Origin of the sequence: uncultured Cedecea sp., assembly GCF_947498825.1 — a bacterium.
Lineage (GTDB): Bacteria > Pseudomonadota > Gammaproteobacteria > Enterobacterales > Enterobacteriaceae > JGM124.
In genome coordinates, this window is the sequence record NZ_CANMLV010000001.1 from 133,907 (window position 1) to 159,524 (window position 25,618).

At 45.3% G+C, this 25,618-nt stretch carries 25 protein-coding genes and 1 pseudogene; 16 read left to right on the forward strand and 10 right to left on the reverse strand.

The genetic code is table 11. The annotated features are described in order from the left end of the window. Positions 1-139: 139 nt before the first annotated feature. Genes Q1A40_RS00645 through Q1A40_RS00660 form a run of 4 tightly spaced genes read left to right on the forward strand, consistent with a single transcriptional unit; the run spans position 140 to position 2,477 of the window. Positions 140-688 (forward strand): biotin transporter BioY, encoded by a 549-nt coding sequence (locus Q1A40_RS00645; RefSeq protein ID WP_299996441.1) that lies wholly within the window; start codon positions 140-142, stop codon positions 686-688. A 47-nt stretch (positions 689-735) separates the two neighbouring features. Further along, positions 736-1,401: an energy-coupling factor ABC transporter ATP-binding protein gene (locus Q1A40_RS00650; protein ID WP_299996443.1), complete on the forward strand. Its 666-nt coding sequence runs from the start codon at positions 736-738 to the stop codon at positions 1,399-1,401. Further along, positions 1,398-2,006, forward strand: coding sequence for an energy-coupling factor transporter transmembrane protein EcfT (locus Q1A40_RS00655; RefSeq protein WP_299996446.1), 609 nt, complete (start codon positions 1,398-1,400; stop codon positions 2,004-2,006). The genes Q1A40_RS00650 and Q1A40_RS00655 overlap by 4 nt, the downstream gene beginning before the upstream one ends. Beyond that, positions 2,007-2,477 carry a DUF1284 domain-containing protein gene (locus tag Q1A40_RS00660; protein ID WP_299996449.1) on the forward strand — a complete coding sequence of 157 codons (471 nt, stop codon included), beginning with the start codon at positions 2,007-2,009 and terminating at the stop codon, positions 2,475-2,477. Positions 2,478-2,505: 28 nt separating this feature from the next. On the opposite strand, the gene Q1A40_RS00665 is transcribed toward Q1A40_RS00660, so the two are convergent. Beyond that, the gene (locus tag Q1A40_RS00665) at positions 2,506-3,408 is read right to left on the reverse strand and encodes a LysR family transcriptional regulator (protein WP_299996452.1); all 903 of its coding nucleotides are present in this window, start codon (positions 3,406-3,408) and stop codon (positions 2,506-2,508) included. A 125-nt stretch (positions 3,409-3,533) separates the two neighbouring features. On the opposite strand from Q1A40_RS00665, the gene Q1A40_RS00670 reads away from it, so the two are divergent. The 3 genes from Q1A40_RS00670 to Q1A40_RS00680 all read left to right on the forward strand — a co-directional run bounded on the left by Q1A40_RS00670 (position 3,534) and on the right by Q1A40_RS00680 (position 5,865). Next, positions 3,534-4,913: an MFS transporter gene (locus Q1A40_RS00670; protein ID WP_299996455.1), complete on the forward strand. Its 1,380-nt coding sequence runs from the start codon at positions 3,534-3,536 to the stop codon at positions 4,911-4,913. Next, on the forward strand, positions 4,910-5,305 hold the full coding sequence (locus Q1A40_RS00675) for a DUF4440 domain-containing protein (RefSeq protein ID WP_299996457.1): 396 nt from the start codon (positions 4,910-4,912) through the stop codon (positions 5,303-5,305). Before Q1A40_RS00670 ends, Q1A40_RS00675 begins: the two co-directional genes overlap by 4 nt. Positions 5,306-5,463: 158 nt before the next feature. Beyond that, complete coding sequence (locus tag Q1A40_RS00680) at positions 5,464-5,865, forward strand: DUF1090 domain-containing protein (RefSeq protein ID WP_299996460.1); 402 nt, start codon at positions 5,464-5,466, stop codon at positions 5,863-5,865. An 88-nt stretch (positions 5,866-5,953) separates the two neighbouring features. On the opposite strand, the gene dcuC is transcribed toward Q1A40_RS00680, so the two are convergent. The 5 genes from dcuC to Q1A40_RS00705 form a co-directional block, all read right to left on the reverse strand. Continuing rightward, positions 5,954-7,402 (reverse strand): anaerobic C4-dicarboxylate transporter DcuC, encoded by a 1,449-nt coding sequence (dcuC, locus tag Q1A40_RS00685; protein WP_299996463.1) that lies wholly within the window; start codon positions 7,400-7,402, stop codon positions 5,954-5,956. A 584-nt stretch (positions 7,403-7,986) separates the two neighbouring features. Beyond that, positions 7,987-9,123: a fimbrial protein gene (locus Q1A40_RS00690; protein WP_299996465.1), complete on the reverse strand. Its 1,137-nt coding sequence runs from the start codon at positions 9,121-9,123 to the stop codon at positions 7,987-7,989. 5 nt (positions 9,124-9,128) lie between these two features. Next, positions 9,129-11,612 carry a fimbria/pilus outer membrane usher protein gene (locus Q1A40_RS00695; RefSeq protein WP_299996468.1) on the reverse strand — a complete coding sequence of 828 codons (2,484 nt, stop codon included), beginning with the start codon at positions 11,610-11,612 and terminating at the stop codon, positions 9,129-9,131. Continuing rightward, complete coding sequence (locus tag Q1A40_RS00700) at positions 11,605-12,330, reverse strand: molecular chaperone (RefSeq protein WP_299996471.1); 726 nt, start codon at positions 12,328-12,330, stop codon at positions 11,605-11,607. The genes Q1A40_RS00695 and Q1A40_RS00700 overlap by 8 nt, the downstream gene beginning before the upstream one ends. Positions 12,331-12,378: 48 nt before the next feature. After that, entirely contained in the window at positions 12,379-12,912 is a 534-nt protein-coding gene (locus tag Q1A40_RS00705; protein WP_299996472.1) for a fimbrial protein, read from the reverse strand. Positions 12,913-13,361: 449 nt separating this feature from the next. Here Q1A40_RS00705 and Q1A40_RS00710 point away from each other — a divergent pair. Beyond that, positions 13,362-13,763, forward strand: a pseudogene (locus tag Q1A40_RS00710) (integrase core domain-containing protein); the annotation flags it as partial. Between the two features lie 137 nt (positions 13,764-13,900). Here the strand turns inward: Q1A40_RS00710 and rnz are convergent. After that, complete coding sequence (gene rnz / locus Q1A40_RS00715; RefSeq protein ID WP_299996475.1) at positions 13,901-14,821, reverse strand: ribonuclease Z; 921 nt, start codon at positions 14,819-14,821, stop codon at positions 13,901-13,903. 434 nt (positions 14,822-15,255) lie between these two features. Between rnz and Q1A40_RS00720 the strand changes: the two genes are divergently transcribed. From Q1A40_RS00720 to catA, 4 genes are all read left to right on the forward strand, one after another. Beyond that, positions 15,256-15,576 carry a metalloregulator ArsR/SmtB family transcription factor gene (locus tag Q1A40_RS00720; protein WP_299996477.1) on the forward strand — a complete coding sequence of 107 codons (321 nt, stop codon included), beginning with the start codon at positions 15,256-15,258 and terminating at the stop codon, positions 15,574-15,576. Between the two features lie 44 nt (positions 15,577-15,620). Then, entirely contained in the window at positions 15,621-16,910 is a 1,290-nt protein-coding gene (locus tag Q1A40_RS00725) for an arsenic transporter (protein ID WP_299996479.1), read from the forward strand. Positions 16,911-16,922: 12 nt separating this feature from the next. Continuing rightward, the gene (gene arsC, locus Q1A40_RS00730; protein WP_299996482.1) at positions 16,923-17,348 is read left to right on the forward strand and encodes a glutaredoxin-dependent arsenate reductase; all 426 of its coding nucleotides are present in this window, start codon (positions 16,923-16,925) and stop codon (positions 17,346-17,348) included. A 223-nt stretch (positions 17,349-17,571) separates the two neighbouring features. Beyond that, positions 17,572-18,249 carry a type A chloramphenicol O-acetyltransferase gene (catA, locus tag Q1A40_RS00735; RefSeq protein WP_299996484.1) on the forward strand — a complete coding sequence of 226 codons (678 nt, stop codon included), beginning with the start codon at positions 17,572-17,574 and terminating at the stop codon, positions 18,247-18,249. 106 nt (positions 18,250-18,355) lie between these two features. On the opposite strand, the gene Q1A40_RS00740 is transcribed toward catA, so the two are convergent. The 3 genes from Q1A40_RS00740 to icd form a co-directional block, all read right to left on the reverse strand. Beyond that, complete coding sequence (locus tag Q1A40_RS00740) at positions 18,356-20,284, reverse strand: bifunctional diguanylate cyclase/phosphodiesterase (protein WP_299996486.1); 1,929 nt, start codon at positions 20,282-20,284, stop codon at positions 18,356-18,358. Between the two features lie 17 nt (positions 20,285-20,301). Then, positions 20,302-20,796 (reverse strand): molybdopterin-dependent oxidoreductase, encoded by a 495-nt coding sequence (locus Q1A40_RS00745; protein WP_299996489.1) that lies wholly within the window; start codon positions 20,794-20,796, stop codon positions 20,302-20,304. A 505-nt stretch (positions 20,797-21,301) separates the two neighbouring features. Continuing rightward, complete coding sequence (gene icd / locus Q1A40_RS00750) at positions 21,302-22,552, reverse strand: NADP-dependent isocitrate dehydrogenase (RefSeq protein ID WP_299996492.1); 1,251 nt, start codon at positions 22,550-22,552, stop codon at positions 21,302-21,304. Positions 22,553-22,699: 147 nt separating this feature from the next. Between icd and rluE the strand changes: the two genes are divergently transcribed. The 4 genes from rluE to hflD are packed head-to-tail and all read left to right on the forward strand — an operon-like array spanning position 22,700 to position 25,615. Next, positions 22,700-23,332 carry a 23S rRNA pseudouridine(2457) synthase RluE gene (rluE, locus tag Q1A40_RS00755; RefSeq protein ID WP_299996494.1) on the forward strand — a complete coding sequence of 211 codons (633 nt, stop codon included), beginning with the start codon at positions 22,700-22,702 and terminating at the stop codon, positions 23,330-23,332. A gap of 9 nt (positions 23,333-23,341) precedes the next feature. Continuing rightward, positions 23,342-23,803: an NUDIX hydrolase gene (locus Q1A40_RS00760; RefSeq protein WP_299997812.1), complete on the forward strand. Its 462-nt coding sequence runs from the start codon at positions 23,342-23,344 to the stop codon at positions 23,801-23,803. Between the two features lie 51 nt (positions 23,804-23,854). Continuing rightward, on the forward strand, positions 23,855-24,964 hold the full coding sequence (mnmA, locus tag Q1A40_RS00765; protein WP_299996496.1) for a tRNA 2-thiouridine(34) synthase MnmA: 1,110 nt from the start codon (positions 23,855-23,857) through the stop codon (positions 24,962-24,964). Between the two features lie 21 nt (positions 24,965-24,985). Continuing rightward, the gene (gene hflD, locus Q1A40_RS00770; RefSeq protein ID WP_299996499.1) at positions 24,986-25,615 is read left to right on the forward strand and encodes a high frequency lysogenization protein HflD; all 630 of its coding nucleotides are present in this window, start codon (positions 24,986-24,988) and stop codon (positions 25,613-25,615) included. Positions 25,616-25,618 lie beyond the last annotated feature (3 nt).

A 25,618-nucleotide genomic window follows, 5' to 3' on the forward strand; every position in this document is an offset into this window, starting at 1 on the left:
TGATTGTTTGCATACTTTTCTCTTGCCTGATGGGGAGAAGGCAAAGTGGCGTTTGGCTAACCGATTGTAGAGTAGCTGAATCATTCCTTGGTGATGTTACGGATAATAAAAATATGATGTCAGATAAGAAGGTGTCGGAGTGAATACACGAGATATTGTTTTTATGGCTATGTTTGCCGCGTTAACCGCGGTACTCGGTATTTTTCCACCGATTCAGTTACCGGCTATCGGTGTGCCAATTACGGCGCAAACCTTGGGCCCAATGCTCGCGGGAAGTATCCTTGGCGCGCGGCGCGGTGCGCTTTCTATGGTGCTTTTTGTTGTCCTGGTCAGCGTTGGGTTACCGTTGTTATCCGGTGGTCGGGGAGGTTTTGGGGTCTTTTTTGGCCCAAGCGGAGGTTATTTACTCGGGTGGATCTTCTGCGCCGCCGTGGTCGGTTGGCTGGTTGAGCGTTTTTGGCTGCGACTGAATTTTGCTATCGCCTTTGTTGCTATCTGCGCTGGTGGAATAGGTGTTATCTATCTGATTGGTATTCCATGGAATGCTGCGGTATCCCACCTTCCGATCAAGGTCGTCGCCTTAAGCAGCACGCCATTTCTAATTGGCGACATCATTAAAGTGACGATCGCCGTGGGGGTGACCCTCTCGGTTCGTCGGTCTTATCCCCTTATCAGCGCAAAGTCCTGAAGACCGATATTGGGTAAGAATAATGAACAACACGAGAAAGACAGGATATGTTTGAGTTTACTGAGGTTTCAGTAAAAAAAGACCAGCGCTTTTTACTGCAAAATATATCCACCAAAATCGATGAAAAGCGCGTTGGTATCATTGGATTAAATGGTTCAGGCAAAAGTACTTTTGCTAAATTACTTAATGGACTGGAGATACCGACCTCCGGGAATATCCACTTCAACGGTCAGCCAGATGTAAAGGCGCGTCGCCGCGAGGTGGGGTTTGTTTTTCAAAATCCAGACAATCAAATCGTCTATCCTGTCGTTGAGGAAGATCTCAGGTTTGGCCTGAAAAATCTGCGTTTATCTCAGACAGAAATGAACCAGCGCCTGGATGAGGTCGTTACGCGTTTCAAACTGGGGCCTCTGCTTAACCGTTTTGCCCATCAACTGAGCGGCGGGGAACGTCAAATGGTGGCTTTAGCGGGGGTCTTGGTTATGAAACCACGAGTCATTGTCTTTGACGAACCGACCACGCTTTTGGATCTGAAAAATAAACGCATGCTGATTGACGCTATTAATAGCCTTTCTCAGCAAGTCGTGATGATTACCCACGATTTGGAGCTACTGCGTCAGTTTAATCGGGTTATCCATATCGCCGGGGGCGGAATAAAGAACGATGGTTCGCCAGATAGCGTGCTTGATAGCTATATTGAGGAATATGCGTGATATCCGATAGCTATCATCCAGGCAACAGCCCCGTTCATCGGGCGGCACCCGCCTTAAAAATCGTCGGCTTAGCCGTCTATTGTTCAGTGGTATTTGTATTTGAACGCTGGGAGTGGTTAGCCGCTGCCAGCGCCCTTCTCTTACCTGGCTATTGGGCTGCCGGCTTAGGCTGGCGCCATCTTTTACAAGGGATCAGGCCTGCAATACCTGTTCTGGCCGCAATATTTATTTTCCAGTGGCTAATAATCGACCTCTCGCTGGCGGTCTTTATTCTCATCCGTTTTGCCTGTCTTATTCTGGCAGCCCATCTGGTGACCGCCACAACGCGGTCAAGCGAGTTTGTCGACGGTATCATGAGGCTGTTGCGCTCTGCGCCACGCTGGGTACCTGCGGCACAGATTGCGTTGGCTATCTCGCTTGCCTTGCGTTTTATTCCGATGATCCGCCTCCTTTTTGATGAAGTGCGCATGGCGCAACGTGCACGAGGTCTGGACAAGAACTTACTCGCATTACTGGTTCCACTGATTGTCAGAACACTGAAGTCAGGTGACCAAATTTCTGAGGCTATTCGGGCTCGTTCTCCTGATCTCCAGGATTATAAATAAATGACAATTCGACTGCGTGGCCATCATTTACTTTGCCTTTTAACCTATAAAGGAAACGGCTACACCCCAGACTTTTCGCTTAACTTTAATCGTATTATACGCAGACTGTCGCGCGGAGAAGACGCGGTGATTGTAGAGGGGGCCGATGATGTTTGTCAGCCCATGCTCTGCCAGCCTGATTTTCACTGCGCGGACGATCATTCCCGTGAAATTGACAGTCAGGCATTGGCCGATATAGGCCACCTGTTAAATAAGGATCTCAGCCCGGGACAACGGATTGTATTTGATGCTGATAATGTCAAACGTCTGCGCGGGGCCTTTTTATCCGGAGAGATACGCACAGCCTGTCAGTCCTGTAGCTGGTTGGCGTACTGTAATGAAATCGCTGAAAATGATTTTCGTCAGACACGACTTAAACCCCATACTTTTGAACATGATAAACAGGTCATTGCCGTCAGTCAGCAGCTATAGCGTTGACTGAAAAAAGTGCAATCGCAGGTCATCTGTTGTCGATCCTGCTTTGCAAGAAATCAATAAATGCCCGCACTTTTTCTGGCACATGGCGTGTATTCGGGTAGAGCGCGTAAATGCCTTGTCGGGGAAAAAGATGGTCCGGGAGTAACCGAATTAAATGTCCCTTGGCCACCTCATCTTTTACCAGCCAGTCGGGTAAAATCGCGACACCTGCGCCTTCCTGAGCAAAAGCCAGCAAGGAAGAGGCACTGTCGGCCATAATCATGGCGGGATTATGGGCGCTAAAAAAGACATTCTCCCCTGCTGGCGTGACAACTTGCCAGTTCAATGGCGTGGATAAACGACTGTGAGCAATCCATTTCACCCTGGCAAGCTGGGCCAGATCCGCGACATTCTGCTCCGCCAACGTATTCAAATAGTCGGGCGACGCAACCGGATAAATATCAAACTGGTCAATGAGTCGGGCGTGGTGACTGGAATCGGCAAGCTGGCCAAGCCGTATCGCGATATCAAAACGGCCGGAAATAAGACAGTCATTTTGGGATGACGAGAGATGGTGTATTCGCAACTGCGGATGCCGGACACTGAAGGCTGCCAGCGCTGGCACAACAACGCGCACACCATATTCCGATGTTGTCGTAATTCTGAGTGAACCACTTAACCCGGAGTGTTCGCCGCGAACATCGTTCAGAATATATTCTGCCTCCTGAAGGAGCCGCAGACAGTGCTGGTAAAATCTTTCACCGGTATCCGTCGCTGAAACCTGCCGGGTGCTTCTGGAAAGTAATGAAACACCTAACTCTTTTTCCAGCACTTTAATATTAGCGCTGACGACCGCTTTAGTCAGACCCAGCGTCCGGGCGGCGTCGGTAAAACTTCCGGCCTCAACCACTGCAATATAGATGGCTGCGCGTTGCATATTAAACATTTTTAGTGCTCTTTGGCGTGACCATTGTCAATTTATTTTTGACAGTATAACAACGGAGAAGACATTTATCCCGATTTCCGCAACCCATATACTTCTCGACTTGTGATGTCCTTTTCGAGAACAGAATGAATTATCGTGCGCGCGTTACCCTCGTTTATCTGCTGGGATTTTTTATTGATTTGGTAAACATGTTTATCGCCAACGTCGCTTATCCTGATATTGCACGACGTTTTGATGCCACTGTCAGCGAGGTAGCATGGATCAGTAATAGCTATATCCTGGGCCTGACGCTTGTCATCCCCCTCAGCAGCTGGCTGGCAAAACGTATTGGTGCTAAACGTCTTTTCATCTTCTCCCTGCTTATTTTCATTGCTGGCACCTGCGGCGTTGGGGCGTCATCATCAATTTCACAACTTATTGCCTGGCGCTGGATACAGGGCGTGGGTGGCGGATTGCTTATTCCTGTCGGCCAGACAATGACCTATGCGCTCTATCAGAGTCATGAACGTGCCAGGCTCTCTTCGGTTGTCATGCTGATTGCCCTGCTGGCACCGGCATTGTCCCCCACAGTGGGCGGATTTCTGGTCGACAGCCTCAGCTGGCGTTGGGTCTTTCTGGCAAGTCTGCCGTTGGCAGTTTTCACCCTGATACTGGCCGGTCTCTGGCTCAAAACGGATGTACAGGAGGGGAAGCGCGAGCGATTAGATCTGTTGGGTTTAATCAGTGGCTGCACGGCATTGACCCTGATATTACTGGGGCTGACATATCTGGGTGAACCCCGTCATCTTTTTCATGGCGCCTTGATACTGACCGCTGGCATATTTTGCCTGGCAGGTTATATATGGCATGCCCTGAAAAAAAACAATCCATTGCTCAATCTGCGCCCGGTCAGGGACCCACTCCTGCATATCTCTATGGTGATCTATCAGTTTGTACCGGGGGTATTTACCGGGGTGAGTATGCTCAGCATGCTCTATTTGCAGAATCAGCTCGACCTGCGGGCAAGCGTTGTCGGCGCGATGATGCTGCCATGGTCCCTGGCCTCTTTCGCAGCGATCGCTATAACAGGGAAAAAGTTCAACATCTGGGGACCTCGCCCCCTGTTTATAACGGGTTGCCTGGTTAACGCGTGCGGTATCGGTCTGCTGGCTCTGACGGGCCACTCTATGGATGTGATAATCTGTGTCCTGGCGTTCACGCTGATGGGTTTTGGCAGCAGCTTATGCAGCAGCGCAACGCAAAGTTCAGCCTTCATTCAGATAGCAGACAGTGAGCTGGCGGATGCCAGCGCACTGTGGAACATTAATCGCCAGCTTAGTTTCTGCCTGGGTATTACTCTGCTCAATCTTCTGTTTAATCTCATCGCCAATACTGGCCTGCCCCCAGAGCAGGCTTATCCTCTTTGTTTTATATTGGCAGCATGCAGCGCCGTTATTCCCGTACTGTACAGTTATCGGCTTAATAATCAACGTGTTATATCTCTCATTAATCAGGAGCAAAAATGAATCGTTATTTTAAAGAAGTGCTGGATGCCCATGTATCGATCCAGAACTGGTTAGGCAATGCTGATGCGCATGATGATATCTGTGAAAATTTATTGTCACGCTTCAGCCCTGAGTTCTCGATGGTGACACCGGGTGGCGCTTTGCTCGATTTTGCCGCATTAAAGGCTTTTTTCCGTACTCAGCGTGGTACCCGTCAGGGCCTGAATATTGAAATCAACGATATGCAAGTTATTGTTGAAAATGAAAAGGGGGCCACTGTCACCTATCAAGAATTACAGCAATTGCCCGGACAGGAAGCAACACGCCGTTTTTCAACTGTTGTGTTTGAATGTAACCATGATGGTCATGCTATCTGGCGGCATCTCCACGAGACGTCTCTGCCTCAAACCTAACCCCTTTCCGTACGGAGAACAAGCCAGGAACTTTCCTATGTTTTATAATAAAATCAATTATATAAAAAACCATACACTTGATAATGTTTTTAAATCGGTTAAGATCGTTGCTTAGCATTGTTGCGAATATCTAAGGACAAGAGAGTAAACAGGAGAATATGATGAAATACACTCTGACATTGCTGGCGGCTGGTTTGTTGGTTGCTATCTCTACTTTTTCTGCACAGGCTCACCCTCAAAACTTCGCTGGCTGTGAAGCTAAACGGCAGAACATTGAACGACAATTGAATTATGCCCGTATGTACAATAACAGCTATCGTGTAGCGGGTTTGGAAAGAGCTCTGGCTAAAGTTAACACTTACTGTACCGATGAAGGATTGTTTACCCAACAAAAATACAATGTATTAAAAAAAGAAAGAAAAGTTGAGGAACGCCGCTATGAGCTGGCAGAGGCCCAGGCGACTGGTCGTACGGATAAGATCATGAAAAAACAGTGGAAACTCGACAAGGCACAGGCTGAGCTGAATGAAGCCAGAAGCATGCTGATGGCTGACAGATAAGGTGTCATCCTGGCACCAGAAATAAAAAATCCGCCGTATACTGAATACGGCGGCACTATCACCGCTGAAGGTGATTTACGTCAACCGCTTAGGGTACGGCAGGCGCAGTCTGTTGTTGGGCAACCTGTTCAGGGGTATGTTCCGGCACCATAACATGAGACGCGATAATGACGGCCAGCAAACCAACAATCATCGGTACCGATGTCCGTTTAACAACTTCAAAAGGTGACAGTTTTGCCATGCCCGAGGTCGCGACCACAACACCAGATACCGGCGACATGGAACGACCAAGGTTAGATGCCTGCAACATGGGGATAACCAAATAAGCAGGATTAATTCCCATCTGATCCGCCAGTTTAGGAATAAATTCAACGAAGGCATAGAAAGGCGCATTACCCGATCCGGTCGCGATAGCAGCCAGCATGGTCACGATGACCAGTACCAGCATCATCACAATGATGCCACCGCCGGAGCTTTCAGCTAAGTGAATTAACCCGGAAATAAAGCCAATCGTATTTAAACCTTGAGCAAATAAGCCCGCAGCGACTAACAGCATCACCACGGAGTAGAAGGCCTCCCCCATTGCTTTATAAGCAGAGTCCAGCCCGTCAAATACTGTCTTAGCGTTAAAAGTGCGAATAAATTCAATCAGCGCAGTTAAAACCATGCAAATAATAAGGATAGTGATGATATTCAGATTTGGAATAATGCGTTCAGTTAAGGGTAGCGTCATTTTCCCAGAGAAAACTAGCACGCCGATAATCGGCAAAAAGGGCAGAATAAAATAGAACACCGGTACTTTGGTCACTATCTTTGAGACATCGAGCTTCTCGCTGACCACACCTTCTTTCTTATCTAAATAGCGTTGCCAGAAGAAATGGGCGACGGCGATGGCCAGAATAGCAATGACTGAAATGGGTAATGTGGTATGAAACGCAAATTCAATCAGTTTTTCTCCGCCCATTTTTGACGCTTCTGCCGCGACAATAACATCACCGGAAGTAGGAGACAGAATAATGGCTGCGGGTGAAGCACAAATAGCCGTTGCTGCACCACGGCTAATACCGACGTTAACCATAATGGGGAATAATGTTGCCATCAGTAATACGCCAAGACCGGCTGCTGATGAAACGGCTAAAGACATTAAACAAGCCAGAAAGTAAGCAGCAATCATCAGGATATAGGGTGAGTTAATATATCTAAGCGGATGAGAAGCCAGCTTCACCACCATATCATTCGCGCCGATATGGGACATATATGCGGCGAAACCGCATAAAATCATGATCATCATACCGAGATCAGCGGCGCGAGAAGTCAATAGAATTTTAATATATTCAAAGACATCCAGAAACAAGAAACCCGTAGCATCTTTTTCTGCGACAATCGGGCGACCTAAGCTGATACTTATCAGTAACAAAGCAACGCCACTCACCATCAGGACGCCAGTCGCCGAATAGCCTTTCATAATATAGTAGCCGACGGCAATTGCGGCGACCGCACCGATCAATAAATTGACGGTATAAGAAACTTCCACCATATCCGTTTATCTCCAAAAAATATAGCTCAGAATATCAAGGGCACAGTAAACACCACTCTAAGTAAAAAAGCTCTCAGTACTACACATTTTTAATCGATAAACAGGATTTGGAGAAAAATTGCGTCAATAATTGAGAATAATACTTATCTGCTAAGAGTATCCCTTCGCTTAATAAAGTATCAATAAAAATATCGGATATTTTTCAGCCAGTTTTCATCTGATATGATATATATCAATTTTATATCAGTAGCATCAGTTAAATACTTGCCCCTTCTGATCAATATATAGCATATCAGAATTTCCGAATCTCATCATCTGGTCAGAATATAAGACAGGAGGGATAACCATCATACCGGGTCAAATCACCGGTTCTTTTTGCAGGGAGACTTGCCATACACCTGCCGCGACAGAGGCAGGATTCTACGCTCAAAGCTACCTGTTCCAATACTTTCGTATGCACTTTTACCATGCCAGTTTTTTCAGCGGCCCGATGTAAATCAGAGAGAAAATATAGCCATCCTTAGCTCCTGTCCTTGTACATACACTCTGTAGATTCTCCCTGAGCAACAGAATTGCCTGGTGCACTATGGATAAATAAAATCTATCGTCGCTGTTGCATTGGCTGACCCGGCTTGAGCTTCTGATGCTGGTGCAGTTCTGTAATAATGCGCATCAAAGGCAAGATAATCCGGAATACCGCCACTATTGGGATCACGCCCTGTTGTAAGTTCTGTCGAGGTCACTATTTGGTTTAGGCTCACCGGCGTATAGGCAGCATTAGCTTGTTTAAAAGGCTGGGCTGTTAACTGTATAGCAAACCCACTAGCAGGACTGGCACCTGCAAGGGCAATCAAACCTAAAGAGTTTGACGGATCGCCGATGGTATCAGATGTGGCATTAATCCTATATTTCACTGCCATTCCCGGTACACAGCGCAACTGAAGAGTGAACTGTGATGATGGTGTTACTCCGCCAACGTCTGCGCTTGAAAAATCATTCGCGGATCTACGCCCTAACTGAATATTTTTATAAACATCAGAAGCTAAAACAGCACAAGTATTTACCGTAAAGTTAACAGAGAATACATAGATATATGCCCGGCTAAAAGGGTTATATGTATTGGTATTTGTGCCCTCCACATCAACAAAGTCAAAGTAGATATTATTGAGTTCTCCACCACGACCATAGTTGAAAAGTCTGGCCACTCCGTTACCGATTTGATATCCGTTAAAGACGATTGACTGCAGGTTAAAATCATTCTGGGTAATGGTCACCGGGTTATCAACAGTTGCCCCCTCGGCCATACGGAAAGGTGTACCACTCTTAAATGTATTGGAACCTTGACCACCGAACCAGATCACCTCGCCATTTGGGCTGGTATAGGACATTTCAAAAGCAAAAAAAGGCAGGTTATTTAAATCCTGCATATGAGGATAACTACCACTGAATGTTGTTATCGGATTTCGTACCATTCTTAATCTTGGTGTGACATCCACGGGGCCCGTACAAGTTAGCGTCACCGGCGTATTTATCACGCCAGTAGACGTATTCATCAGCACGGGATAAATACCATCGTTAATAGAAACAATATTCGGTGGAGTTGGAATTTGTACATCTATTTCATTGCCCGAGACTCGTGTACAGCGAGCCTCTGCTGTGCTGACAATGGCCGATATCAGCATTACTTTAGCAAGAATCAATAATTTTAGTTTCATTTTCATAAGCATTATTTCATACAAGTAAGTGATAGTTTATAGAGACCATTATTGCTCTCTTGTTTTGTCAGGGCATTGATATCGTATTGCATAGTGCAATTTTCATCTGCCGCTGCTCCCCACGACACGTTTAACAGACCTTTATCAGCAAGGCCGGTGGCATAGATAATGCTGGACTGACCAACCAAACCAATTTCCTCGCCTTTCTCATTGGTGACGACGGATCCGATAGGTAGTTCCTGACCATTTTGCAGCTTACTGTAGATAAAGGCTTTATAACCGACGACGGTCTGAAAATTAACTTTAACAATAGCTCCACTATAGGGAATGACATTCTTACTGGTATTTTTTAATTCTGTATTTTCAGGTATGCCTTCAGGATTAATCGAGACATCATTAACACGATAGGGACTGGCATAAGGCAATATGGCATAACCAAATCGGTCAATAGAAATACCCGATGAGTTATAAACCTCTGCACCTGCTGCATGTTCAGCTTCAATCAGAACTAATCCATTCGGTGCATACTGGCCTAATGTAATACCACCGGAGTGTGCAACAACAGAGCCGGATAAACCTGCCGAATACTGGTTATAGCCTTTGCCCGAACTCGCCATCAACGATGCTTGTCCCTGGGAGTAGTTCTTGGTTAAAGAGCCGCTCACAGACTCCCTGGTATCACTGTCATAGCTGGTTGAGAGACCATAGGATAAATTACTTTCTTGACTAACCAACCCATTGACCCCCACCGTGGTTTGTGAATGTCCACGATCGGAGCTGGTAAAGCTACTGGTAATATTATTGTATCCTGATGCACCCGTTCTGAATGGAATAGTTACGGTTAATGAGTACAGATTTTCATTTTTGCTGTTGTCATTTTCAACACGTGAGGCTCTGGCACCGATAGCTATATCATTATAAGTAAAACCATAACCTGCTTGATAATATGTAGTCGTATTATTTCTGTTCCAGTAATTAACTTGAGAACCAGAGAGAAATAGCGTTCCATTATCATTGATGGGCTGATTAATGGAAACTTCAAGTTTGCTTTTTTTGTTGTAATTAATACTGTTGCTTTTTTCATTTGCCAGTGAAGCAGTATTAAAGTCGTAATAATCTTCACTGGAGTAGCGATAGGCAGATAAAGCGAAATATGTTTTTGTATATTCAAGCAATTTGCTGTGGGATACTTTAATACTCCAGCCATTCTTAGAGTCTTGATTATCATTGATCTTAGCAAATGAGTTTGTCAGATCAAAACCTAATGCGCCGATTTGGGTATTGACAGCAACCCCCGTAACTGTAGCCTGGTAATTTTTTGATGCCAGCCCTCCGGCATAAGCCGTGACAATATTTGACATCCCCCTGGAGTACCAGCCCTGAACAAATTTAGGCTTATCATGTAAAACCGCATTATTTAACTCACCTAAAGTCACATCATAACGTGACATGCCGGCCCTTAAGAGTTGTGAGACTGATGAGAATGGCACAGAATATTTTTGAACCTGACCGTCAGCACCTGTAACGATAACATCCAGCTCGCCACCATATCCTGTAGGATATAAATCATCAATAACGAAAGGTCCTTGGGGAACAACGGTCTGATATAATAAAACACCTCGTTGTTTTACTTCCACTGTGGAGTTAGATTGTGCAATACCTCTCACTACAGGGGCAAAACCTTGTTGTGATTCAGGTAACATCCTGTCATCTGAAGATAACTTAATCCCCTTGAAGTTAACGGAATCTAAATAACGCCCATCACTGTTATATTCCCCTATAATTAAGTTACTTTGTATTGCAGCAATAGGTCTTTGTACATAACTATTGATGACATTCCACTTAGCAGATGTGCCCTGATTATAATTATAGTTAGTATTATTTCTGAATTGCCATAAGCCAATATTGACGCCGGAATGTAGCATGGAAAAGAAACTGGAATTATTGCTTCCATTCTGGCGGGTTTCATTGTAGTTCATATTATAGTTCACAAACCCGGCATTAACACCTTCATCCCATGAAGATGGATTAGTGTAGCCGCGTGAGCGTGTATTTAAAAATATCTGTGGGATATTAATCTCTATAGATAAATTAGGCATATCGATAGAGTAATCAATATAGGAGGCAAGTTTTTTCAACGAAACGCAGGTGTTAATAGTTTCAGAGAAATCAATTTTAGTTTTAACTTTACTATTAATCAGATCAACTAACTTGGGGTTTGCACAAACAATATTTTCATTAACAGCCTCGCCCGTTTCGATTTGCACTGGAACACTACCACCAATGTATTTACCATTGATATTGATAGTCAGACTGTACATCCCTGGCACAATGCCACCTGGATGAGTAAATTTTTCCATATTAATTTTTTGACCACTAAAGAACTGTGGATCAAACTCAACCGCAGCGCTGTTATCCTGTTCAGCGCTAGCGCATTGCGAATAAGCAACTAATAAAGAAATATATAATAACTTAAATTTGAAATTATTATTCATAAGTTACCTTTATCTTTTTCTCGATCATCCCTCCCTGATCATTGATAATAGACGCCAGTAATTCATAATTTCCAGGCGTGACTCCATTGATTTTCGTCTCAACGCTCTTAAAGGGTTGGATCATTCCCATATCTTCCATTGAAACTGGATATTTCACATTGTTTTTAATTAAACTTAATTTAGAAAATGAAATAAAATAACCTGAGCTATTATTACACCGTAAAACGGAGTTTTTAGTACCACGGCCAAGAGAACATGACATGCTGGCCGCGAGGAAATCACTTGAAGGTACCTTCATTGTCGCAGGGCGAAAAAACAGCTTTATACGCGTTCTGAAAGCCAGTTGAATGCTATTTGTACTAGCGGCATTTTTATCTTTTGGTGGTACCTCAAACACATTCACCCAAAAAACAGATTCTTGGTTATCCGGTAGTTTTTCGCCATTATAAATTACCCGTAAAATTTGCCCCTGCCTGGATTCCATTCTAAATATAGGCGGTAATATCGTAAACGGTGTTTTAGCGGCATTAGCCGTCATTCTAGAGTCACCATCATCCACCCATGTCTGAACTAATACTGGATAGGGATTTGAGTTCTCTATTTTAAATGAAACCTCTCGTTTGTCGCTCGGAAAAATGACACGAGTAGCATTGATAATGACATTGGCATAAAGACTCTGTGAAAATAAAGAGATCAGTAATAATGTTATTATTTTCATCCGGCATTCCAAAATAAACCCTGCCACAGGCAGGGTTTATAAGCAAGGTTATTGATAACTTAAAGTATAAGAAACAACAGAGTTAGCAGGCCCTACTGTTGCTACACCTGTCGCGTAGTATGCTGCGATATAATTAAGTACAGCATCGCCATCTTCCAGATTTACATAGCTGGTTGATGGTATTTCACCATTGACTGGTTGCAGAACACCATTGTTATCATAAATAGCGATTTCAACGTTTTCAGCATTAGGAGTAGCTCCAGCTGGTGGACTTAGTTGTAAATAACCGTCAGTTGATGCTAAATCGAGTGACTCAAAACGAGCAGCTACACTCGTTACTGCTGAGCAGTCGGTTAACGTCAGTGAAAAGTTTTTATTACCAGCAGTCTGGCCAGCAGCACTTAACGCACTAGCAGGAACATTACCTAAAGCAACAGTCTTCGTTGCAGCTCCTGCAACAGAACCATCGATAGTACAGGTGTTGGAAGTGATCTCACCGGTAAAATTAATGGTACCGTCAACCGCATATACAGAAGAACTTAGGGCTAATACCCCAATAGAAATAACGTGAATTAATTTCATAAATCCCCCAATATTATTGTTTAAATTATTATTAACAAGGGCACAGCTAGACCTGCTACTCTCATTAATAATAGCGTGGCGTGTTACAGCTAAATATAGCTAGCAACTTTAAAAATTGATGTCTTAGCGGATTAAAAATGATTCATTGATATGTTAACTGACCTCTCTGATTCAGAGTTGAACAATGTTAAAACACTTTATTTAACGCTATCAACTGATTCAGCATCACCTAATAAACTTGCCTGAATCAAGTCAACCAACTAAATGTAGCTGACGATTGGAAGATGTACAAAAAAATTTTTAAAATAAATAATCAATATATTAAAAAATGATCTTAATCGTATTGATAGAAAAAAAACGCATTCGCGAATTGCAGTAAAAAATATTTCTGCTAAGAGATATAAGTACTCCTGAAAAAAGAACTATTTATAAGTAACGGGGGAGTGCATGAATGCCTGGCCATTGAAGTCGATACGTTTTTGCCTGCAAACAGGGGAATACGCGTACTTAATCGCCTGAAAGAAGAGCGCGGACAACCTCAGCAAAGCTGAATTGATAACAACCCATAACGGATGTCAGTTAACTTACTGAATTACTGTGAGTATAATGATATTATCCTGCGCTATATTCAACCGGGTAAACCGCAGCAGAACGGATTTATTGAGTGGTTCGATGATCCATTCCGGCGGGAGGTTTTAAATGCTTATTTATTTGAATCACTCAGTCAGATCAGAGAAATAGCCTGGTTCTGGCAATAATATTACAACCTGAATAGTACCCATGAAAGTCTGAAGTATCTCCCCGGCTATATACCAAAACAGCTGGAAAACTCTAATCAGCGCTGTCTCTGATAACGGGGAGTGGGCAATTTCATTGTTTAAAAAAATAAAACGCTGCCCCCCTCACCTGTTTTCCCTGATAACCATTATGTTGAAGGATGATTATTGGCGTAATCGCGGCTATGTTTATTAACCGCGATTACGCTTTTTTATTCTACGGTATAAACGAGGAAATCTTCTGCCAGTACGGTTGACGGAAATACTTCCCGACACTCTGCCAGTAACTGCTGACAACCCTCGGTGCCGTAGCGAGAACTAAAGTGGGTTGCGATTAGGGTACCGACAACCGCATCCTGTGCCAGTTTCGCCGTTTGCTGGCTGGATGAATGTCCGTGCCCGTTGGCTTTTTCCGCCATCGCCTGTTCGAGTGTCACTTCATGAACCATGACATCCACGCCGCGCGCCAGTTCCAGAGCTTCAGCGCAGGGGGCCGTATCACCAAAAATAGCCAGTTTCTTACCCGGGATCGGTGGGCCAAGATACTGGCTGCCATCAATGACCCGACCATCTTCCAGCTCAACAGTTAAGCCCTGCTTTAAGCGGTGAAACAAGGGTCCTGGGGGAACACCGTCGGCAATAAGTTTAGAGGCATCCAGCGCACCCGGTTTATCATGCTGTTCAATACGATAGCCGTAACATTCGACCGGATGCTTTAGCGGCCGGGCGGTAACCCGATAACCTGATTCGTCAAAAACCAGCCCAGGCACGACTTCGATAATGTTGAGCGGATAACCGACCCAGGAGCCACTAAGACGCAACGCGGTTTCGACAAATTCTGCCAGCCCTTTGGGTCCGTACAGCGTCAGTGGCGAAGAATTACCCTGCATTGAACGACTGCACAACAGGCCGGGGAGACCGAACAGATGATCACCATGTAGATGGGTGATAAAAATTTTATTCAGTTTGCCAGGATGATAAGGCGTCTGCAGAAACTGATGCTGAGTCCCCTCCCCGCAATCGAACAACCACATTTCAGCCGCTGTTGTCTGCTGCAAATTCAATACTATCGACGTCATATTGCGTGTACGGGTAGGCACACCTGCAGATGTCCCCAAAAAGAGCAACTCCATTGTCCTGTGTCCTCAGGGTGTCAGTCAAATATAGAGTATACCAACAAGGGGCCAACCATAGGCAACTGATGGCTGGCTATGAGCGAGTGGCTGGTGTTATAAAAACCCGAAAATGAATTTGGGCATTATTATCAGTCAGATTTTGTCTGATTAACTCGGGCAGACAGTTCTTAATGGCTTTCTTTTCTTTCGCTGTGGCGTTCGGTCAAATAGCCAGCGTACCTTTGAGAAGTCACATCATTTTGAACGACTCTTCAACAACATCCCCAATTCCGTCATACCAGGATGAGGGATCGTGAACCCTCGCATTCAACGGCCAAGTATGCGCATTTTATTGACCGTATTGTCATAAAAATTCCATTTAACAAACGGGGCTTTAAAATTAATAACATATGGAATATCATATGTATTGTTATTTTTCACCGAGGTAATCCATGCTTCTGCCTGTTCAGCTTTTTAAACTGCTCGCCGATGAGACTCGTTCGACTATCGTGATACTTCTCAGGGAATCTGGCGAGATGTGCGTCTGTGATATCTGCGGGGCAACAGCTGAGTCTCAGCCCAAAATTTCACGCCATATGGCACTATTGCGCGAGTCCGGGTTGGTCATCGACCGCCGTGAAGGAAAATGGGTACATTACCGACTGTCGCCACATATGCCCGCATGGGCAGCGAATATTATTGATACCGCCTGGAATTGTGAACGCGAAAATATACGTAAGAAACTCAGTAGCGCAGTATTGACCTTTTGCTGAGAGCTATATACATATTCGAATAAACAAATGTAATGGAGTGTCTGATGTTACTGGCTGGTATTATCTTTTTATTCACGCTCGTCCTGGTTATCTGGCAACCCAGAGGGCTGGGGATCGGCTGGAGTGCCATGTTGGGCGCAGGTTTGGCACTGCTCTCTGGCGTTGTTCATCTGGGGGATATTCCGCTGGTCTGGCAGATTGTGTGGAATGCGACCGCCACCTTTATTGCCGTGATCATCATCAGTCTTCTGCTCGACGAATCCGGCTTCTTTGAATGGGCCGCACTGCACGTTGCCCGTTGGGGGAATGGCCGGGGTCGGCTGCTCTTCACCTGGATAGTCCTGCTTGGTGCGATGGTCGCGGCACTGTTTGCTAACGACGGTGCGGCGCTGATCCTGACGCCTATCGTCATCGCGATACTGCTTGCTCTGGGATTCGGTCGGGCGACAACCCTGGCCTTTGTCATGGCCGCAGGATTTATCGCCGATACCGCAAGCCTGCCGTTGATTGTTTCAAACCTGGTCAATATCGTCTCTGCTGACTTCTTTAAACTTGGTTTCTCTGAATATGCCGCCGTGATGGTGCCAGTTAACCTGGTAGCGATTGCAATAACGCTGGTCATGCTACATTTATTTTTCCGCAAAGACATTCCTGCCGTTTACGACGTTTCTCTGTTGAAAAAACCGAAAGATGCTATACGTGATATGAATACCTTTAAAACCGGCTGGCTGGTTCTGGTTTTGCTTCTGCTGGGTTTTTTCGGACTGGAGCCAATGGGGGTACCGGTCAGTTTGATTGCTGCCGTTGGCGCATTAATCCTGTTTGGCGTTGCGAAAAAAGGCCATGCCATTAATACCGGTAAAGTACTGCGTGGTGCTCCGTGGCAAATTGTTATCTTCTCCCTGGGGATGTACCTGGTGGTCTACGGCTTACGAAATGCCGGACTGACACACTATCTCTCGTCCTTGCTGAATCAGCTGGCAGAACAGGGATTGTGGGCAGCTACGCTGGGTACGGGCTTCCTGACGGCCTTCCTCTCATCGGTGATGAACAATATGCCAACCGTGCTGGTCGGGGCACTGTCGATTGATGGCAGCACGGCGGCCGGTGTTATCAAAGAAGCGATGATTTACGCCAACGTCATCGGCAGCGACCTGGGACCTAAAATCACGCCGATTGGCAGCCTTGCCACTTTGCTGTGGTTGCATGTTCTGTCGCAGAAAAATATCAAAATTACCTGGGGATATTATTTCCGGGTGGGCATTGTCATGACAATCCCTGTGCTGTTTGTCACCCTGGCAGCACTGGCGCTTCGTCTGTCTTTCACTCTTTAATGCGATACTGATATGAGCAAGATTACTATTTACCACAACCCGGACTGCGGCACGTCACGTAATACCCTTGAAATGATCCGTAACAGCGGCGTTGAGCCAACCATTATCTATTACCTGGATACTCCGCCGTTGTACGATGAACTGGTAAAACTCATTGCGGATATGCGTATTTCAGTACGGGCAGCGCTACGTAAAAATGTTGAGCCTTATGAAAAACTGGGCCTTGCGGAAGACCGGTTTACTGACGCCCAGTTAATCAATTTTATGTTGCAATACCCCATACTGATTAATCGTCCTATCGTCGTGACATCACTGGGAACCCTGTTATGCCGACCTTCTGAAGCCGTGCTGGATATTCTGCCTGATGCACAGAAAGGCGCGTTCACGAAAGAGGACGGCGAGAAAGTGACGAATGAAAAGGGACAAAAGCTGAACTGAATATCCTGATAAAGGGCGAGTAAACTCGCCCTTCAAAACGTTTGTTGATTACATCACCTGATTCTATTGCGTGATATATTAAATATTTCAAATCCCCTTGCCTCCTGTATAATGACGCGCTGCCGTCAAGAATACGTTCGTAACGAGACCGGTTGTGCTCTGTATATTTGCTTCATTTATAAAATAACTTAGACTCATGCCCGATATTATTAAAGGTTAAAAAATGAAAGAAATACCCCCAAAATATACACCCGTTGACTTATCTCGTTGGGCAAGGAAGGAACATTTTGAGGTATTTCAGTCGTTTGCACAAAGCACATTTAACCAGACTGTCCTCATCGATATTACCGTATTACTAAAACATATAAAGGAAGTGGGCTGGAAGTTTTATCCTGTTATTATTTTTCTGCTCGCTAAAATTGTCAACCGCCATGCAGAGTTCCGGATGGCGATAAAGAATGATGAACTTGTCATATGGAATGAAATTCATCCAAACTATACCATTTTCCATAATGAAACGGAGACCTTCTCATCATTATGGAGTCACTATGATGGCAATATTCATCACTTCCTGGATGTTTATTCAGAAGACATTGCGCGCTATGGTAATAACCTTTCCTATTGGCCTAAAGAAGAGTCCCGGGAAAATATATTTTTCGTGTCAGCTATTCCTTGGGTCAGTTTTACCAGTTTCGATATCAACGTTGCTAACATGAAGAACTTTTTTTCCCCTATGTTTACTCTTGGAAAATACTATAAACAAGATGGAAAAGTGTTGTTGCCTCTCGCCGTTCAAGTTCATCATTCCGTATGCGATGGTTTCCATGTCGCAAGGTTGGTCAATGAATTACAAGAGATGAGCAATAATGTACAGTTTCTTTCCGAAGAAACTCATGGTTGATAAGCCAGAAGTCTTGAAAATCTGATTTTATATTGAACAGACAGCAAACTGAGAGAATCTGCCCTTGTCGTTTTACCATCACGTTCAGCAGGGGTAGATATTCCGTTTAACCGTTTCTGATCTTCTTATCGATATCAGGCTGGGGTTTACCAAACAGGTAACCTTGTATGAAATCGCAGCCCAGCACCTGAAGCCTTTTCAGCTGCTCTTCCGTTTCAACACCTTCCGCAACAGTCTTCATGTTGAGAGATTTCGCCATGCCGATGATAAGCCTGATGATATTAAGGGTGTCTTCCTGTGTTGATATCGTATTCACGAACGACTTGTCTATTTTGATTTTATCGAAGGCAAGCCTGCCCAGACGCGAAAGAGAAGAATAACCGGTACCAAAATCATCAATGGAGATTTTTACCCCCAAAGCCCGTAGCCTGTTAAGCGTATTCATTGGCGTATTGCTCTCAGTAAAGATAGAGGATTCCGTCACTTCCAGTTCAAGGCGCTCAGCGGGAAGACCCGTTTCATTCAGAATAGACACAACGATTCCGGCAAAGGCTTTGCTGCTTAGCTGAACAGGAGAGACATTGACTGAAACTTTCGCCGGGATAACCCAGGAAGCAGCTTCCCGACAGGCCATTTCCAGCACGGATTTCCCCATTTCGTTAATCATTCCCGTTTTTTCAGCTACTGGTATAAAGCTGTCCGGCGACAAGATGCCCTTCAGAGGATGGTTCCAACGAATAAGGGCTTCATAGCTGTAAATTTCCCGACTAAAAGAATCGACAATAGGCTGATAGTAAACCATAAATTCTTTATTCGTTAACGCCAGCGCCATATCATGTTCAAGAACCCGGCTTTCTTGCAGCTTTTCTAACATCCATTGCCGGAAGACTTTTATCTTACCTACACCGTCATTTTTGGCTTCATAAAGAGCCAGATCGGCAAATTTATAGAGATAGTCGGGGCGGCGCTCAGTGTCTGAGATAACAATGCCAACACTGGTGGTGATATTGATAATCGTGTTATAGATAGTGTAGGTCTGGTTGATAACATCGCATATATTTTGGGCCTGTGAAACGGCACTACTCTCCGTTAAAGCATCCGAGAGAAATGCAAACTCATCTCCGCCTAAACGATAAAGCGTACCGGAAGTCAGACTCATCGAAATCAAACGCTGTGATATCTGGCGTAATAACTTATCCCCGACATCATGGCCATAGGTGTCATTAACTTCCTTGAATCGATCTAAATCAAACAACATCACAACCACAGACTTATTGTTTTTTACTGCGTTCTCGATGGTTCCATTTAAATTCTCCCAGAAAAAATGACGATTATTCATCTCTGTCAGAGAGTCATGGTAAACGTCATACTCCAGCTTTGCATTCTGGACTTGCAGCTTTTCTTTAGATTCCTGCAATGCTTCAGCAAGGCTCTTTACCTGAAGATGAGCCTTCAAGATATTTCTGTTTTGATAAAATATCAGCACACCCAGTATCGCACTCATTATTATCAGCAATACCGAGGTCGCGGAATAAATATAGTACAGGGTTTTAATTTTGATATTGGCATCATTAATCGAATTGATATCCTTATCTAAAGCGCCAGACGACAGGCGTCCCAGAGGAGCATCAAGCGCGTGCATGACTTTCAGATACGCCTGAAGTTCTGAGCGATTCATTCTCTCAAGATGAATATCCAAATAGACAAGCGTCTTTTCAAGCTGAAAAGCTAAGGCATGATAGGCTTTATTATTTTCAATGTAGTTACTCAAATCCCCTTCTTTCATTAAATCGCTCTGGCTGAGCATAATATCCAGACGCATACGCACATCATCCAGCGTCATCGTCTCATCGATAGTGTAAAGACCAAGCAATGATTCGAACCGGTAATATTCTGATGCCATCTGTGCGACAGACCAAGAAGCAGCGTAGTGAGTCAATTTCTGTAACTCTTGCTGCCTTTCATGCACAAGGAAAGAGATATACCCGGTAGATATAAAAAGGAAAAAAATGATGCCAGCCAGAATTCTGTTCATGTTGCTCTTCTGACCTCTTACTCAATACTCATTTTGCTGACTTGCCAGGCCGATCTTGAATAATAAATCTGGTTATTCAACTCAGGAATGCTGTCATAAGGATACACAACAAACAGCGGACCTTTATCGCGGACACGCATATATTTTCCGTTGACCTTTAGCGCGAGGATCACGTTATATTTCTTAAAATCGCTGAGGGGAATTTCGGTGGTGTAGTCATTGAGCGCAGTGACCTTAACAACAGAGCCTTTCGCTCCGACATAATCCATAAGCTTTTGCAGTGAGATGCCCTCAAAAGTCGTGCGACCATCATACCACGGAGATGTGGTTTGAAAGCTTACCATTCCCAGTTTTTCAAGACTTGCCAGATCAAAAACGGCTTTTCCAGCCTCATTTGTATTTTCGATATTACCAGACAGCGTTAAAAGGACTTTACCCTCAGGCTTGGAAAATTCATCCGCCCAGACCTGTGTGGAGAGAGCAAAGCTTAACAGCATGATAATTAAACGCATTCTGACCTCACATATCAACTGAACGTCACAGAATTATAGTTTAGTTACGGTGTTATTTGTATATGCTTCAGGGCTATTGTTAGTGTCATCAATACATTAACTCTTGATAATCAACTGATTAAAAAATGCTCTTTCTGTCCGGACTAAACAAGATCGAGACATATCTGATGCATACAAAACAGCGATTCACCTCTGTCATTCCCATCCGTTAACACCATGACCATCAACACACAGAAATATAAAGATTTATTTTTTGTGCGCAGGCTGGAATGTAACGCAAACAATTATCAGCGCCTCAAACAAAGCAACCTATTAAGTATAGTGGGTAATTATTGTATCAACAGGTAGAAAGATGTCCGGAACAGGCAGACAGTTCACTGATTTCTTTACGATTTTTAGAGGAGGAGTGATAAATCATTTTGATAATTTTTGAACGTCATTCGCAGGCTGATAATAAAAAACGGGAACCCTCAGGCTCCCGCTTGTTTTTCAACCGAAAACAGGATTACATGTTTTCGATGATTGCGTCACCAAACTCGCTGCATTTCAGCAGTTTAGCGCCGTCCATCAGACGTTCAAAGTCATAAGTTACGGTTTTCGCGTTGATTGCGCCGCTCATGCCTTTAACGATAAGGTCTGCTGCTTCGAACCAGCCCATGTGACGGAGCATCATTTCAGCGGACAGGATGATTGAACCAGGGTTCACTTTATCCTGGCCTGCATATTTTGGTGCAGTACCGTGGGTTGCTTCGAACAGTGCACAGTCGTCACCGATGTTTGCACCAGGTGCGATACCGATACCACCAACTTGGGCTGCCAGGGCGTCAGAGATGTAGTCGCCGTTCAGGTTCATACATGCAATAACGTCGTACTCAGCCGGGCGCAGCAGGATCTGTTGCAGGAAGGCATCAGCGATAACGTCTTTAACGATGATTTCTTTGCCGGTATTTGGATTTTTGATTTTAACCCAAGGACCGCCATCGATCAGTTCGCCACCGAATTCTTCACGTGCCAGCTGGTAACCCCAGTCTTTAAATGCACCTTCGGTGAACTTCATGATGTTGCCTTTGTGTACCAGCGTCAGTGAATCGCGATCGTTGGCGATTGCGTATTCAATGGCAGCACGTACCAGGCGTTTGGTGCCTTCTTCTGAACATGGCTTAACGCCGATACCACAATGGTCAGGGAAACGAATTTTGGTTACGTTCATTTCTTCACGCAGGAACTTAATGACTTTCTGCGCTTCTGCACTGTCCGCTTTCCACTCGATACCCGCGTAGATATCTTCTGAGTTTTCACGGAAGATAACCATGTTGGTCAGTTCTGGTTGCTTAACCGGACTTGGGGTGCCGTCGTAGTAGCGCACCGGGCGCAGACAAACGTACAGATCAAGCTGCTGACGCAGAGCAACGTTCAGAGAACGAATACCACCGCCGACTGGCGTCGTCAGAGGTCCTTTAATAGCAACACGGTAATCACGAATCAAGTCGAGCGTTTCTTCTGGTAACCAGACGTCTTCCCCATAAACCTGGGTAGATTTTTCGCCGGTATAGATTTCCATCCAGGAAATTTTCCGCTCGCCTTTGTAGGCTTTTTCAACGGCGGCATCAACGACTTTGATCATCGCTGGGGTGACATCCACACCAATACCATCACCTTCAATAAAAGGAATGATTGGATTATTAGGGATAGTGAGTTTGCCATCTTGCAGGGTGATCTTTTTACCTTCCGTCGGAACGACTACTTTGCTTTCCATTCACCTCTCCTTCGAGCGCTTCTGGTGGTTACTGATTTTATGTTAATCATTTGTAATGTGCGGGCACATACTACTGCAATATCGCTCTCGCGCCAATCGCTTCTCATTTCAGCTATAATGCGCTAATACACACCAGCTGAAAATACTATGAACAAAACTTATCAAAGAAACCACCAAACTAAACGATTCAGCTCCAGTAAATCGAGAAAAATCCATCATGACAAGGGCCCCAAACGGGTCGTTATTTTTAATAAACCTTACGATGTACTGACGCAATTTACTGATGAAAAAGGGCGTTTAACCCTCAAAGATTACATTTCCATACCTGGAATTTATGCCGCCGGACGTCTTGACAGAGACAGCGAAGGATTATTAGTTCTTACCAATGACGGTGAGTTACAGGCAAAACTGACGGCGCCTGGCAAACGGACGGGGAAAATCTATCTGGTTCAGGTTGAAGGGCTGCCCGATGAAGTGGCTCTCGAGACGTTACGCTCGGGAGTCGAGCTCAAGGATGGCTTGACCCTGCCCGCGGGAGTCAGGATGATTGACGAACCGAGCTGGTTATGGCCACGCAATCCTCCCATCAGGGAACGTAAATCGATCCCAACTAGCTGGCTGGAAATCACCCTTTATGAAGGCCGTAATCGTCAGGTACGCCGAATGACTGCCCATGTTGGATTACCCACATTACGCTTGATTCGTTATGCCGTGGGTCCTTTGACTCTCGACGGGCTGGCCCCAGGTCTTTGGCTGGATGTTTCCCCTACCCTCTTATAAGGAGTCATGATGTTTAAACCCCATGTTACTGTGGCATGCATCGTTCAGGCAGAAGATAAATTTTTAGTGGTTGAAGAAACAATTAAAGGTAAAGCCTTGTGGAACCAGCCGGCCGGGCATCTGGAAGCAGACGAGACGCTTATCCAGGCTGCAAGCCGTGAGTTATGGGAAGAAACCGGTATTCGGGCACAACCTCAGGCTTTTCTCGGCCTTCATCAATGGATTGCCCCCGATAAAACCCCTTTTCTGCGGTTTTTATTTGTTATTGATTTTGAAAAGATACTCCCCACCCAGCCGCATGACAGTGACATTGATTGTTGCCATTGGGTCAGTGCGCAACAGATTCTGGAAGCACCCAATTTACGCTCACCACTGGTTGCCGAAAGCATCCGTTGTTATCAAAAGAATGTTCGTTATCCACTTTCCGTGCTTTCTACATTTAACTGGCCGTTTACAGAGGGTGCCATGTAAAAGAGTGCGTGATAGAATACGGCGCTTGAAATTCAATGTTGTGAGTATGCTATGTCTGATAACAGCCAGAAAAAAGTCATTGTCGGTATGTCCGGCGGCGTTGACTCCTCCGTTTCCGCTTATTTGCTCCAGCAACAGGGCTATCAAGTGGAAGGCCTGTTTATGAAAAACTGGGAAGAAGATGATGGCGAAGACTACTGTACCGCAGCCACAGACTTAGCGGATGCTCAGGCAGTATGCGATAAACTCGGCATTGAATTACATACCGTTAATTTTGCCGCCGAGTACTGGGACAATGTCTTTGAGCATTTTCTTCAGGAATACAAGGCCGGGCGTACCCCTAACCCTGATATCTTGTGTAATAAAGAGATAAAGTTTAAAGCCTTTCTCGAATTTGCCGCCGAAGATCTCGGCGCCGATTATATTGCAACCGGTCACTATGTGCGCCGTGCAGATGTCGAGGGTAAAAGTCAGCTATTGCGTGGTCTGGACGGTAATAAAGACCAAAGTTACTTTCTGTATACTTTGGGTTACGAGCAAATTGCTCAAAGCCTGTTCCCTGTGGGTGAACTGGAAAAACCAGAAGTACGCCGTATTGCCGAGCAACTGGACTTAATCACCGCAAAGAAAAAAGACTCCACCGGGATCTGCTTTATTGGTGAACGTAAATTCCGCGATTTTCTTGGCCGTTATCTGCCTGCGCAATCGGGTAGAATCGTCAATGTAGAGGGGGAAACCATCGGCGAGCACCAAGGGTTGATGTACCATACTTTGGGTCAGCGCAAAGGACTTGGGATCGGCGGAATAAAAGAAGCTTCTGAAGACCCGTGGTATGTTGTTGATAAAGATGTTGAACAGAATCTGCTGGTGGTTGCTCAGGGCCACGATCATCCACGCCTGATGTCAGTCGGCTTAATTGCCGGCCAGCTGGACTGGGTCAACCGCGAACCCCTGAGCGATACTTTACGCTGTACCGTAAAAACACGTTATCGCCAGGCTGATATTCCCTGCACTGTGACCCCACTTGATGACGGGCACGTTGAAGTGCGTTTTGACGAGCCGGTATCTGCCGTTACCCCAGGCCAGTCAGCGGTCTTTTATTCTGCTGATATCTGCTTAGGTGGCGGCATTATCGAACAGCGCTTGCCGCTCGTTATTTAACTACACAAGGACAAGGGCCGCGTGGCTAAAAACTACTACGATATTACACTCGCCCTGGCGGGTATTTGTCAGTCTGCCCATCTGGTGCAGCAACTGGCACATCAAGGTCAGGCTGATAGCGATGCGTTACGCGTATCTCTTAATAGCGTGGTTGACTTAAATCCAGGCTCTACTTTGGCGATTTTTGGCGGTGAAGAAGCCAATCTCAAACTGGGCCTTGAAACCCTGCTCGGGGTACTTAACGCCAGCAGTCGTCAGGGCCTGAACGGTGAACTGACACGCTATACCCTGAGCCTGATGGTGCTGGAGCGAAAACTTCATGCCAGCAAAGGGGCAATGGACAAACTGGGTAGCAGTATCCAGGGCCTGCAACGTCAGCTTGAACATTTTGACTTAGAGTCCGATCCTCTGCTCAATGCCATGGCCGGAATCTATGTCGATGTCATCAGCCCACTCGGTCCGCGCATTCAAGTGACAGGCGCACCCAGCGTGCTGCAAAATGCCCAAATTCAAAGTAAAGTACGCGCTACCCTGCTGGCCGGTATTCGGGCAGCTGTACTCTGGCATCAAGTCGGTGGTGGTCGTTTACAATTGATGTTTTCTCGTGGTCGCCTGTCTGCACAGGCCAAACAAATTCTTGCTCATTGTTAATCC